The 12,863-nt window shown below is 66.6% G+C and carries 10 protein-coding genes; 3 read left to right on the top strand and 7 right to left on the bottom strand.

Features of this window, described 5'->3' with window-relative positions; all coding sequences use genetic code 11:
• Positions 1-113 precede the first annotated feature (113 nt).
• The 4 genes from ACLEJW_RS12750 to ACLEJW_RS12765 are packed head-to-tail and all read right to left on the bottom strand — an operon-like array spanning position 114 to position 4,774.
• Entirely contained in the window at positions 114-545 is a 432-nt protein-coding gene (locus ACLEJW_RS12750; RefSeq protein ID WP_313294796.1) for an acyl-CoA thioesterase, read from the bottom strand.
• Positions 546-547: 2 nt separating this feature from the next.
• The gene (locus tag ACLEJW_RS12755) at positions 548-1,711 is read right to left on the bottom strand and encodes an iron-containing alcohol dehydrogenase (protein WP_440777666.1); all 1,164 of its coding nucleotides are present in this window, start codon (positions 1,709-1,711) and stop codon (positions 548-550) included.
• A gap of 40 nt (positions 1,712-1,751) precedes the next feature.
• Positions 1,752-3,539: an acyl-CoA dehydrogenase C-terminal domain-containing protein gene (locus tag ACLEJW_RS12760; RefSeq protein WP_440777667.1), complete on the bottom strand. Its 1,788-nt coding sequence runs from the start codon at positions 3,537-3,539 to the stop codon at positions 1,752-1,754.
• Positions 3,536-4,774: a 3-hydroxyacyl-CoA dehydrogenase NAD-binding domain-containing protein gene (locus ACLEJW_RS12765; RefSeq protein WP_440777668.1), complete on the bottom strand. Its 1,239-nt coding sequence runs from the start codon at positions 4,772-4,774 to the stop codon at positions 3,536-3,538. The genes ACLEJW_RS12760 and ACLEJW_RS12765 overlap by 4 nt, the downstream gene beginning before the upstream one ends.
• 99 nt (positions 4,775-4,873) lie before the next feature.
• Here ACLEJW_RS12765 and ACLEJW_RS12770 point away from each other — a divergent pair, with 99 nt between their 5' ends.
• Entirely contained in the window at positions 4,874-5,773 is a 900-nt protein-coding gene (locus tag ACLEJW_RS12770; protein WP_145192710.1) for a LysR family transcriptional regulator, read from the top strand.
• Positions 5,774-5,874: 101 nt separating this feature from the next.
• Positions 5,875-7,833 (top strand): alkyl/aryl-sulfatase, encoded by a 1,959-nt coding sequence (locus tag ACLEJW_RS12775; RefSeq protein WP_145192712.1) that lies wholly within the window; start codon positions 5,875-5,877, stop codon positions 7,831-7,833.
• A gap of 44 nt (positions 7,834-7,877) precedes the next feature.
• Here ACLEJW_RS12775 and ACLEJW_RS12780 read toward each other — a convergent pair whose 3' ends face one another.
• Positions 7,878-9,215: a DUF1329 domain-containing protein gene (locus tag ACLEJW_RS12780; RefSeq protein ID WP_440777669.1), complete on the bottom strand. Its 1,338-nt coding sequence runs from the start codon at positions 9,213-9,215 to the stop codon at positions 7,878-7,880.
• A gap of 153 nt (positions 9,216-9,368) precedes the next feature.
• Here ACLEJW_RS12780 and ACLEJW_RS12785 point away from each other — a divergent pair, with 153 nt between their 5' ends.
• Positions 9,369-10,331 (top strand): LysR family transcriptional regulator, encoded by a 963-nt coding sequence (locus ACLEJW_RS12785; protein WP_145192716.1) that lies wholly within the window; start codon positions 9,369-9,371, stop codon positions 10,329-10,331.
• Here ACLEJW_RS12785 and ACLEJW_RS12790 read toward each other — a convergent pair.
• Both ACLEJW_RS12790 and ACLEJW_RS12795 read right to left on the bottom strand, forming a co-directional pair.
• On the bottom strand, positions 10,316-11,629 hold the full coding sequence (locus tag ACLEJW_RS12790) for an MFS transporter (RefSeq protein ID WP_145192718.1): 1,314 nt from the start codon (positions 11,627-11,629) through the stop codon (positions 10,316-10,318). The genes ACLEJW_RS12785 and ACLEJW_RS12790 overlap by 16 nt on opposite strands.
• Before the next feature lie 63 nt (positions 11,630-11,692).
• Positions 11,693-12,856: an acyl-CoA dehydrogenase family protein gene (locus ACLEJW_RS12795; RefSeq protein ID WP_440777670.1), complete on the bottom strand. Its 1,164-nt coding sequence runs from the start codon at positions 12,854-12,856 to the stop codon at positions 11,693-11,695.
• Positions 12,857-12,863 lie beyond the last annotated feature (7 nt).

The raw sequence follows: 12,863 nt of genomic DNA on the forward strand, positions 1-12,863 counted from the left end.
GCGATGACGGCCGGAACTGGTGTGCAGGAAAGTATCGGGGAGGTACGACGGCGCCCACAAATAGCGTCTTCGGATCACTGCCATGCCGGTTCGTTATGGACCGGCACGACCGTTCACCTGAGCAGCTGATGCAAGGCGTCACGCAGCTTGGCGGGGATGGCGACCGGGCGATTGCTGCTGCGATCGACGAATACATGGCTGAAGCGTCCTGCGGCGCAAGCAGCCGCTTCACCCTCGGCGAACACGGCCAGGGCATAGTGCACCGAACTGTTGCCCAGGCGCGTCACGGCGATGCCCACCTCCAAGCGCTGGGGGAACGCCACGGCGGCGAAGTAATCGCACGCCGAACCTGCCACATACGCCACCACCGGGTCGTGGTGGATATCCAGCCCGGCCTGCTCGATCAGCCACGTGTTCACGGCGCTGTCGAAGTAACCGTAATAGACCACGTTGTTCACATGCCCATACAGATCGTTGTCATGCCAGCGCGTGGTGATCGGCTGAAAGTGACGGTAGGCGCCGCGCAGCGGGCGCTCCCTGGCCATGCTCAAAACGCCGCCTGGTACAGGGCCAGGGCATCGGCGAAGCTGACCTCGCGCGGGTTGTTGACCAGCAGACGCTGTTGCTGCATGGCCTCTTCAGCCAGCAGTTGCAGGCTCTGACGCGGTACGCCAACATCGCGCAAGCGGGTCGGCAGGCCGCAGCGCACTGGTAGCTGCGCAAGTTCGGCGATGAACTGGCTGCACAGGTCGTGGGCATCGCCCGGCACCAGCCGCCGGCCCAGCAACGCCGGTGCCAGCGCGGCATAGTCGGCGAACGCCTCGCTACGGTTGAACTGCGCCACATGCGCCAGCATCAAGGCATTGGCCAACCCATGCGGGACGTGGAAGCGCCCGCCCAGCGGATAGGCCAGGGCATGCACGGCGGCGACCGGCGCGTTGGCGAACGCCTGCCCGGCCAGGCACGCCCCCAGCAGCATGGCCTGACGCGCTTCGAGGTTGCCGCCGTTGTGCACCGCCTGCTCGAGGTTGCCGGCCAGCAGCGCCAGGGCTTCGCGGGCCAACAGGCTCGACAGGGGGTTGCGCTTGAATTTGCTGGTGGTGGCCTCGATCGCATGCACCATGGCATCGATCCCGGTGGCCGCAGTGATTGCCGGCGGCAGCCCTAGCGTGCGTTCGGCATCGAGCAGCGCCAGGTCGGGCAGCAGCAACGGCGAAATCACCGCCATCTTGGCCGCCTCGCCGGTGGTGATCACCGCCACCGGCGTCACCTCCGAACCCGTGCCCGCCGTTGTCGGCACCTGAATCAACGGCAAGCGCTGGCCCCTGGCCTGGTCGATGCCGTATACCGCTTCGAGGGTCTGCTCGCACTGCGGGTGCGCCAGCAGCGCGACCAGCTTGGCGACGTCCATGGAACTGCCGCCGCCGAAACCGACGATCAGCTCGGCGCCGATGTGCCGGGCGCGGCTGACCGCTGACAGCACGCAGGCATGGCTGGGGTCGGCAGAAACTTCGCTGAACACCGCTGCGCTCAAGTGCGCCTGGGTGAAGCCCGGCAGCAAGTCGTCGAGCATGCCGAGGTTGACGATGCCAGGGTCGGTGACGATCAGCACGCGGCGCACGCCGCGCTGCTGGCACAGTGTTGCCAGACGACCGGCGGCACCGGGTTCGCAGAGCAGGTGAGGCGTTGTGGCGAAACTGAATGGCTGCATGGTTCGAGTCCTGTTGTTCTTGTGATTGACGCAGCGAAGCTCAAAAGGCGAAATGCGCAGGTTCCAGGTTCATCAGGCAGTCGGCACCGCCGCGCAGCGCCTCGCAATGGGCGCCCGCGCGCGGCAGGATGCGCCGCCAGTAGAAGTCGGCTGCCTGTACCTTGGCCTGATAGAACGCCTGCTCATCGCTGCCGGCGGCCATCGCCGCACTGGCCCGCTCGGCAGCGCGCAACCACAGCCCGCCAAGCAGCACGTAGCCGCTATAGGCGAGAAAATCGACCGACACCGCGCCGATCTCCTGGGGATCGCAGCGGCAGGCGTCGAGCACTTCGGCGCTGAGGCTGCGCCACTCGTGCAAGCGCTGGATCACCGCCGCCGTCATGCCCGCCAGGGCCTCGACGCGACAGCCCTGAGCGGCCTCGAGCTGCTCATCGATCAGCATGCGCAATTGTTCGCCGTTGTCGGCCAGGAGCTTGCGGCGGATCAGGTCCAGCGCCTGGATACCGTTGGTGCCTTCATACAGCTGGGTAATGCGGCTGTCGCGCATCAGCTGCTCCATGCCCCATTCGCGGATGTAGCCATGCCCGCCGTACACCTGCACGCCGAGGCTGGCGACCTCTTGCCCGACATCGGTGAGGAACGCCTTGACGATCGGAATCAACAACGCCGCACGGCGCCCGGCAGCCGCCTGCACCTCAGGCTCGGCGGCCCCATGCTCCAGGTCCAGCGCCTGCCCGGTATAGGCAGCAAGCAGGCGGCAGCCTTCGGTGAGGGTTTTCTGGGTCAGCAGCATGCGCCGCACGTCGGGGTGGCTGATGATCGGGTCGGCGCTGTGCTGCGGTGCGACCGCCCCGGCCAGGCTGCGCGATTGCAAACGCTCACGGGCGTAGGCCAGCGCACCCTGGAACGCCGCCTCGGAAATGCCTAGGCCCTGCAGACCGACCTGAAAGCGTGCATCGTTCATCATCGTGAACATGCACGCCAGCCCTTGGTTGGCCTCGCCCAGCAACCAGCCACGGGCACCGTCGAAGTTCATCACGCACGTGGCGGCGCCCTTGATGCCCATCTTGTGCTCCAGGGCGCCGCAGCTCAGCGCATTGCGTGCGCCCAGGTGGCCATCGGCGGTGCGTTCGAATTTCGGTACCAGGAACAGGCTGATGCCGCGCACCCCTGGCGGTGCATCGGCAAGCCGCGCCAGCACCAGGTGGATGATGTTGTCGGTGAGGTCCTGGTCGCCACCGCTGATGAAAATCTTGCTGCCGCTGATACGGTAGCTGCCATCACCCTGGGCTTCGGCGCGGGTGCGCAGCAGGGCCAGGTCGGTACCGGCTTGCGGCTCGGTCAGGCACATGGTGCCGGCCCACTCGCCGCTGACCAGCGGCGCCAGGTAATCGGCCTTGAGCGCAGCGCTGCCGTGACGGTGCAAGGCCAGCACCGCGCCCTCGGTCAAGCCCGAATAGATGCGAAACGACAGTGAGGCGCTCATCAGCATTTCGTGGAAACACGCCGACACCAGCTGCGGTAGACCTTGGCCATCGTAGTCGAGCGGGCCGGTCATGCCGCCCCAGCCTTGCGCCACGTACTGTCGATAGGCATAGCGAAAACCATCAGGGGTGATTACCTGGCCGTGCTCCAGGCGACAGCCTTGTTCATCACCCGCGCGGTTGAGCGGCGCGACCACTTCGGCGGCAAACCGTGCACCCTGGTCGAGGATGCCGTCGATGGTTTCCCGGTCCAGGCCGTTGCCCAGGCGCGCACAGTGGGCGCTGGCGTCGAATACCTCATGCAGGACGAACTGCATGTCACGCAAAGGGGCTCGGTAGCTCATGGACGGCCTCCGCGAACGTCGGCCAAGGACTTACCTTCGCTGGCCAAACGCAGCAATAGCCCAGCCGCCCGCCAATGCTCGCCGAACAAACCCTGCAGGCGTTCAAGACGCGCCAGCAGCGCGCCGAGGCCCTGCGTGTCAGCCCAGCGCATCGGCCCGCCAACCTCTGCCGGGAAACCGTAGCCAAAGCGGTACACGCGGTCGATATCCTCGCTGCAGTCGGCGATCCCCTCCTCGAGGATCTTCGCCCCTTCGTTGACCAGCGCGAGCAGGCAGCGCTCGCGGATTTCTTCAGCATCGATGACGCGGCGACGCACGCCCAGGTCCTGGGCGATCTGGATCACCATCGCATCGACTTCAGGATCGTGCTGGGCCTCACGGCTGCCAGGCGCGTAGCGATAATAGCCAACGCCGACTTTCTGCCCGAAACGGCCCTGGGCGCACAGGGCGTTATCGACCTGCACCAGCGCTGCCTCCATGCCCTGCCCGGCCAACTGCCGCGCACGCCACTCAAGGTCGATGCCGACCACGTCGTACATGCGAAACGGCCCCATGGCAAAGCCAAAGGCTTGCAAGGCCTGATCCACTTGCTGCGCGGTGGCACCTTCGAGCAGCAACTTGCGCGCCTCGGCGACGTACGTGGCGAGCATGCGGTTGCCGATGAAGCCAGGGCAATTGCCGGCCACCACCACTTCCTTGCCCATGCGCCGGCCCAGCGCCTGGGCGGCCTCGAGCACGGCGGGCGCAGTGTCGCGCCCGCGCACGATCTCCAGCAGTTTCATCACATGGGCCGGGCTGAAGAAATGCAGCCCCAGCACCTGCGCCGGGCGTCCGGTGACCCCAGCGATTGCGTCGATATCCAGCGCCGAAGTGTTGCTGGCCAGGATCGCCCCAGCGTTCAGCGTGCTGTCCAAGGTGCGGAAGATCTCCTGCTTGAGGGCAAGGTTCTCGTAGACGGCTTCGATCACCAGATCGACCTCGGCCAGTTCGGCATAGGCGCTCGCCGGCTGTACGCGCGCCAGGCAAGCGTCGGCCTGGGTCTGGTCGAGGCGGCCCTTGGCGACTTGCTGCGCCCAGTGCTGCGCGAGCATCTCAAGCCCTGCCGCAGTGGCATTGGCGTCGTTGTCCAGCCAGCGTACCGCCAGCCCGGCCTGGGCCAGGCTGATGACGATGCCGCGCCCCATGGTGCCGGCGCCAATCACCGCCGTCTGCTGCACGTCGTAGGAATTACTCACGCATGACACTCCTGATTCGCTGTACGAAGGATTGCCCTCACCCTAGTCAGGCGCCTAGTATTTTTGAAATTTTCATTTTCCATTCCATGTATTTCCAACATGAATATAGCGACCTTCGATCTGAACCTGTTGCGGGTCCTGGACATGCTGCTGCGCGAGCAGAACGTCTCGCGCGCCGCCGAGCGCCTGGCCCTGACGCAGCCCACCGTGAGCAACGCCCTGGCGCGCCTGCGTGACCTGCTCGATGATCCGCTGCTGGTGCGGGTCGGTCGGCGAATGCGCCCCACGCCTCGGGCCTTGGCGCTCGAAGGCCCAATCCGCGCGGCCCTGCAGCAAATCGAACAAACCCTGGGCGCAGGCGACAGCTTCGACCCCGGCCTCAGCCACCGGCAATTGCGCATCGCCCTGACCGACTTCGCCGAGCAGCTGTGCATGCCCAAGCTGCTGGCTACCCTGCAAAGCCAGGCCCCACACCTGCGGGTGGACGTGGTGCACCTGGCGCCCAACTTGCCGGCCGAGGCCCTCGACCGGGGCGAACTGGACCTGGTGCTGGGGCGCTTCGACGAAGTACCGGCGCGCTACGAGCGCCGCCACTGGCGCAGCGAGACCCTGCAGGTGGCGGTGCGCCAAGGCCACCCGCAGATCTGCGGCCAGCTCGACCTGCACAGCTTCCTGACGCTGCGCCACCTGTGGGTGCATGGCGGCCAGACCCGTGGCATGGTCGACCAATGGCTGGCCGAGCAGGGCCTGGCGCGACGCATCGTCTATACCACCCCCAACTACCTGCAGGCGGCGCACTTGGCGGCTACTTCCGACCTGTGCGTGGTGCTGCCCACCGCGCTGGCTCGGCATTTCGCCCGGCTGCTACCGTTACAGCTGTTCGAGCTGCCTTTCGCTCTAGCGCCGTTCGATCTCGAACTGGTGTACCTGGCACACCGCCAGCACGACCCGGCGCTGGCCTGGCTGGTGGCACGGATCATGGACATTCACCCCGGCTGAGCCATCGCATTCGGGTATGGCGGCTCATGCAACAGTGGTATTGGTTGCCAGGCTGGTGCTGTCCTTAGAGTGATCGGCCTCAGAACAACAAGGAACATTCCATGCGCTTTTCTCCCCTGCCTACCTTGCTGGCCCTCGCCCTGCCCCTCGCCGCGCTGGCTCAGGCGCCCGCCAACGACGCCAGCGAATCGACCCGCCAAAGCAACCAGCAATGGCTGCAACGCCTGCCTTTCGACGAGCGCGGCGACTTCGACAACGCTCGCCGCGGCCTGCTCGAAAGCGTCGAGCAGCCAGTGCTCAGTGCCGACGGCAAGACGGTCTGGGACTTGCAGCGCTACGCATTCCTCAACGGCGAGGCACCGGCCACGGTCAACCCGAGCCTGTGGCGGCTGGCGCAGCTGAACACCATCGCCGGCTTGTTCCAGGTCACCGAGGGCATTTACCAGGTACGCGGCCTGGACCTTGCCAACATGACCCTGATCGAGGGCGAGCATGGCCTGATCGTGATCGACCCGCTGCTGTCGGTGGAAACCGCCAAAGCCGGCCTGGCCCTGTATTTTCGTCACCGCCCGCAGCGCCCGGTGGTGGCGGTGATCTACACCCATCCCCACGTGGATCACTTCGGCGGGGTGCGTGGCGTCATCGACGAGGCCGAGGTCAAGGCCGGCAAGGTGCAGGTGATCGCACCGCAGGGCTTCTTCGAGCACGCCATCAGCGAAAACGTGCTGGCAGGCCCGGCCATGAAGCGCCGGGCGCAATACATGTATGGCGCGCCGCTGCCACGCGGGCCGCGCGGTCAAGTGGATGCGGGCTTGGGCAAGGGCGTGCCGGCCAATGCCACGGTGAGCCTGATCGCCCCGACCCGGCTGATCGACAAACCCTTCGAAACCGTGCACATCGACGGCGTGGAAATCGAATTCCAGCTCACGCCCGGCACCGAAGCACCGGCCGAGATGAACCTGTGGTTCCCGGCGCACAAGGCGCTGTGCATGGCCGAGAACGCCTCCCACGTGCAGCACAACGTGCTGACCCTGCGCGGTGCGCAAGTGCGCGACGCCAAGGTCTGGGCGCATTACCTGGACCAATCGCTGCTGCGCTATGGCGAGCGCGCCGAAGTGGTCTTCGCCCAGCACCATTGGCCGACCTGGGGCGCCCCGGCGATTCGCGAGTACCTGGCCGATCAACGCGACATGTACGCCTTCATCGACAGCCAGACCCTGCGCCTGATCAACCGAGGCCTGACCGCGACCGAGATCGCAGCCGAATTGACCAGCCTGCCGCCCCGCCTGGCCAGCAAATGGTACAGCCGCGATTACTACGGCTCACTCAGCCATAACGTGCGCGCGGTGTACCAACGCTACATGGGGTTCTACGACGGCAACCCGGCCACGCTCAACCCGCTAACGCCTACCCAGGCCGGCCAGCGCTATGTCAAGGCCATGGGTGGCGCCGAGCACGTCCTGCGCCAGGGGCGCGAGGCTTATGCGCAAGGCGACTACCGCTGGGTCGCCGAACTCACCCGGCACCTGGTCTTCGCCGAACCTGACAACGGCGCCGCCCGCCAGCTGCAGGCCGATGCCCTCGAGCAGTTGGGCTATCAGAGCGAGAACGCAACCTGGCGCAACGCCTACTTGAGCGGCGCACAGGAGCTCCGTGGCGGCGTGGCGAGCACCGCCAGCAAAGGCGGCAGCGCCGATGACCTGGTGCGCGCACTGACCCCGGCGCTGTTCTTTGACTACCTGGGCGTGCGGGTCGATGCCGCCAAGGCGGCCGAGCAGGACCTGACGATCAACTGGCGTTTCACCGATCTGAATGAAGATTACGCCCTGACCTTGCGTAACGGCGTACTCACCCACCGCGATCTGAACCTGCATGGACAAGCGGACGTGCAGGTGCGTATGAGCAAGGCCACCCTTGACCGCATCGCACTCAAGCAGACCGGCTTCGCCAAGGAAGTCGCGGGCGGGGCCATCGAGGTCAACGGGGAGCGTGGCAAGTTTCTACGCTTCATGGCCGGGCTGGACGAGCCGGACGGGCGCTTCAACATCGTCACCCCTTGACCGGCAGTGTCGCCGCGCAGGCATGGCCGCGCGGCGTCTCAGGCTCAGCGCAACCCCTGGCTACGCAAGGCGCCGGGGGAAAAGTACGAAGCGCTGGTGCGCACATCGAAGGCAAACGGCCTGGGCTGCTCGTTGGTCAGCCCGGACAGCTGGTAGCGCCCGCTGCGCAGGTCGTAGATCACTTCCATGGCATTGACCAACGCCTGCCCGGTGACGTGGTAGTAGCTGTGCGCCTGGGCAGTGCGCCACAGCTGGCCGCTGCGGTCGAAGAAGTCGGCCTCGACGATGGCCCAGCTGTCTTCGTCGAGGTAATAGCGCCGGCTGGCATACACGTGCTCGGCGCCTGGCTTCAACGTGCCCTCTATTTCCCAGACCCGATGCAACTCATAGCGCGTAGGTTGCGCCTTGACATGGCCAGGCCCGACCAGCGCGGCGTAGCCGAGTTGCGGCGAGGCCAGGCGATAGCTGTTGTACGGCACGTGCAGGGTCCTCTTGCCGAGCAGTTTCCAGGTGTACAGGTCCGGGGCGCCGCTGAACATGTCGCGGCTGTCGGCGGTGCGCAGCCCGGCGGTGCCCGGCGTGATGCTGTCATAGGCCAGCGCCGGGGCGCGGCGTACGCGCCGTTGGCTGCTGCTGTAGAGCCACGACAAGCGCGGCTGGGCAACCTGGTCGAGGGTTTCGTGCAGCACTACCGCATCGCCGGCCAGGCGCGATGGCGCCGTCATCCGGTAGCTCCAGTAATACAGCACTTTGCCGGGCTGGGCGTCGGCCAGGCCATCGGGACGGGCGAACACCTGCTGCGCGCTGGTGGTGGCAAAACGCCCGTCGCCGCGTGGCGTGACGCTGTCCGAGGCCAGGCTGTAGCTGGCGTTGCGCGGCCGTGTCAGGTGGTTCCACAGCACTTGCAGGCCGTTGCCCGGTTGCGGGAAGGCCACCACGCCGGCGAAGCCTTGCACGCCATTGCCAGCGTTGACCAGGCGCGCGCTGCTCGCGTTGTGCCGGGCCCACGCGGCCACTTGCGGCGGCACCGCGACACTGCGGTGCGACGGGTACACCGGCAGGCTGAAGGACTTCGGATAGCGCGCCAGCAAGGCCAGCTGCCCGGCGCTGAGCTGCTCGCGGTAACGTTGGGCGTTGGCTGCGGTAATGGTATACAGCGGCTGCTCGGCGGCGTAGGGGTCCAGCGGGGTGCCGTTGACTGCCAATGCCACCTGCCGCGCTTGCAGGCCACCCGTCCAGGCAGGGATGCGCCCGTCAGCGCTGGCACTACGCTCGGCACCCAGCGGGGTGAGTTGCGCGGGTAGCGGCGCGGCGCCTGCGTTGGCTTGCAACAGGCTGGCAACGAGTAGCAGCAGATTGGATAACGCACATGCACGTTTCATCAGGGTGGCCTCTTGTTGTTATACACACCTGGCCGGGCAGGCTTGCCTTGGCCTGCCCTTTCCGGGTGATACTAGGAGCCACGCTTCGAACCCCACAAATAACGTGTTCGGATACGTGCCATATCAGTTCGGCATAGCCTTGGAACCGCTCCGATGACCTTGAAACAGCTGCGTTACCTGATCGCCATCGTCGAAGCCGGCAGCTTCAGTTCCGCCTCGCGCCGGGCCTACATCGCCCAGCCGGCGCTGAGCCGACAGATCGGCCTGCTGGAGAGCGAACTGGAGATGCAGCTGCTCGATCGTCAGCACGACGGCATCGCCCTGACCGCAGCTGGGCGCCAGTTGTACGAAGTGGCACGGCAGGTCGTGCAGAAGCTCGACTCGGTCAAGGATGAGCTGAAATCCACGCGCGGGGCGCCGAAGGGCCACGTCGCCATCTCCATCCCGGCGACGGCTGCCGACCTCTTGCTGCCGGAGATCGTCAGGCGCGCTGAACAGCGCTTCCCCGGCGTCAGCCTGACGGTATGGGATGGCCTGAGCCGTGAGGGTGGCCAGGCGATCGAGCTGGGCAAGGTGGACTTCGGCGTAGTGCCCAATGCCGAGGAGCTGGACAACGTCGAAGCCGAGGCCATCTTCACCGAAGCGCTGTACTGGGTCGGCCCATCGACGCCCGGGGCCGCGGACACCATCACCCTGGCTGAGGCCGCAGCTACCCGCCTGGTGCTGCCGCCGCGTGGGCTGCACCTGCGCCGGCGCATCGAACAGGCGGCGATGGAAGCTGGCGTGCCCTTGGCCGCCACCTACGAGCAGCAGTCAGCGCCGGGCATCGCCAGCCTGGTGCGCTCCGGGCTGGCCGCCACCATCAGCAACTGGCCGCCGCTCAGCGTGCTGCTCGAACCCACCGCCGCGCGGCGCATCGTCGAGCCGCGCATCAACCGCACCATCGCCCTGGCCCACTCGCGGCACAAGCCGCTGTCGTTCGCTGCCGGGTGCCTGCGCGACCTGGTGCGTGGCTTGCTGATCGAGCTGGTCAACAGCGGGCACTGGCGTGGCGAGCTGATCGGCCGTGACGAGCAGCCGCTGGAATCCGCCTTGGGTGTTCAGTTGGCGGTTTGAGACACCGCCGCAACGCTCGGCTGCGGCTTCGCCTCGCGCAGCCGCAACGCGGTACGCTGCGGATTCAAGGTCACCAACCCGGCCACGCCCGCCACCACCAGCACTATCCCGCAAACCAGAAAGCCCTGGGCGTAGCCCGATGGATGCGCGGCGCCTGCGCCTTGTACCAGCACCCCGGTCACCACCGGTGCCGCCAACCCGGCCAACGAGGCGATACCGTTACCGATCGCCAGCACCCCGCCGCGCTGCGAGGCCGGGGTGAACTCAGCCAGCATGGCCGGCCCCACCGAGTACATCACCAGCGCCAGGCCGCCGCTGAAGGTCAGCGCCGCGATGCGCACGGCAGTGCTCAGCCCTGGCAGGATCAACGACGCCGACAGCAACCCGGCCAGCACCAGGCACAGGGAGACGAACACCCCACGGGCCAGTCGCGACGGCATGCCGGCGCGCATCAGGCGCTGCGACAACCACGCCAGCAGCAGGCTCAGCGGCGTAGTCACCACCACGAACATGACGAAGATTCGCCCGGTCTGCAGCGGGTCGATGCCCAAGCCCACCTGCAGGTAGCTCGGCACCCAGGTCAAGGTCAGTGCCAGTGACCAGTTGGCGGCAAAATGACACAGGTAGTTGCCGACTACGCTGGGGTCGCTGAGCAGCTTGCGGTAGCCGACGCGCGCCTGGTCGCCCTTCAGCTGGCTGGCGCGCAGGCGTTCAAGGGTGCCTTCCTGGCCCAGCCGCCACCACAGCAGGCACCACGCCAGGCCGACCACGGCGAGGATGATGAAGTTGCTGCGCCAACCATAGTGCAGGCTGACCCAGGGAATCATCGCCCCAGCCACCAGCAAGCCCATGGCGCTGCCGGCATGCAGCAGGGCCACCGGCAGGTTGCGCCGATCGTTGGGAAACCACTTGTACAGGGCATGGGTCGCCACCGGTGAGGCTGGGCCTTCACCGATGCCCAGCAGCACCCGGCAGGCGACGATGGCCCACAGCGAGGTGGCGAACAGCATGGGCAGCTGGATCACCGCCCAGAACAGGCCCATGCCCAACAGCAAGGTTCGGGTCGGCCTACGATTGGCCATGAAGCCACCGACCACGGCGGACACGGCGAAAAACCAGTGCAAGGCGCCGCCGATCAGGCCGAATTCGGTGGCCGACAGCCCCAGCTCGGCGCTCATCGGCACCGCCACCAGGCCGATCACCACCTTGTCGAGAAAGTTGATCAACATCAGCAAGGCCAGCAACACGGCGATCAGCCAGGCAGTACGAGGTTTGGGCAGGGCGTTATCCGCAGTCATGGCAAGTACTCTTGTTATTGTTGTGCGGGGGCAAAAAAGGCCGCCTGGCAGGCGGCCGCAGCATCAGCTGGGCATCAGTACGCCCTTGGCGATGGTGTTGCGCTGAATTTCACTGGTGCCGGTGAGGATGCGCATCATCCGCGTGGCGCGGAATATCCACTCCACCGGGCTGCCCTGCAGCAGGCCAGAGCCTCCATGCACCTGCACGGCCTTGTCAGCGATGCGGAACGCCGCTTCTGAGACGAACAGCTTGCACATCGGCGCCTGGGTGCGGATATCGCCGCCGGCATCGTTCAACTGTGCGGTGGCGTAGACCATGCTGCGCGCTGCGTGCAGCTCGGTGGCCATGTCGGCGATCATGTGGTTGACCGCCTGGAACATGGCGATCGGCTGGCCGAATTGCTTGCGGCTGCGGGCATGCTCGATCGACAGCTTCAGGGCCAGGCCGGCCAGGCCCAGCAAGGTCGGGCAATGCAGCAGGCGGTTGAGAGTGATACGGCCCATGGCCAGCTTGAAGCCCTGGCCCTCTTCGCCGATCAGGCTGCTGGCCGGGACCCGTACGTCCTCCAGCACGATGTCGCCGTGGGCGCCGCCGCCGGACATCACGGCATAGTCGCTCTCCACCCTCACCCCCGGTGCCTTGAGGTCGACGAAGAACGCCGAGATGCCTTGGGCGCCCTGCCCTGGACCGGTGACCGCCAGCAACACGGCAAGGTCGGCGTAAGTCGCACCGGAAATGAAGCGCTTGCGGCCGCTGAGCACGTAATGCTCGCCCTCCCGCCGCGCCTGGGTACGAATGGCGGTCGCATCGGAGCCGGCCTCGGCCTCGGTCAGAGCAAAACACACGGCTTTCTCGGCCCGGCACACGGGCAGCAGAAACTGCTCGACCTGCGCCGCGCTGGCCACCTTGAACAAATGGCCGGCCCGCGGCGGCCCCGACAGCTCGCCCAGGACATGGGGGGCCAGCATCGAGCCGGTCAGCACCGCCGCCTCCTTGACCGCGCACAGGTCGGCTACATTCAGCCCCGCGCCGCCCATCGCTTCAGGCAGCATCACGCCATACAGCCCCTGCTCGCTGGAGCGCTTCCAGACCTCTCGCAGCACCGCCTGCGGATGCGGCCGCGCCCAGTCGAGCTGCGCCTGCTGCTCCAGCGGGCGAACCTGGTCGCGAACGAAGCCTTCGAGGGCCTCGATGATTTGTGCAGCCTTCGCACTCGGTTGATACATGCTCATG

Origin of the sequence: Pseudomonas sp. SMSB3, assembly GCF_052041965.1 — a bacterium.
Lineage (GTDB): Bacteria > Pseudomonadota > Gammaproteobacteria > Pseudomonadales > Pseudomonadaceae > Aquipseudomonas.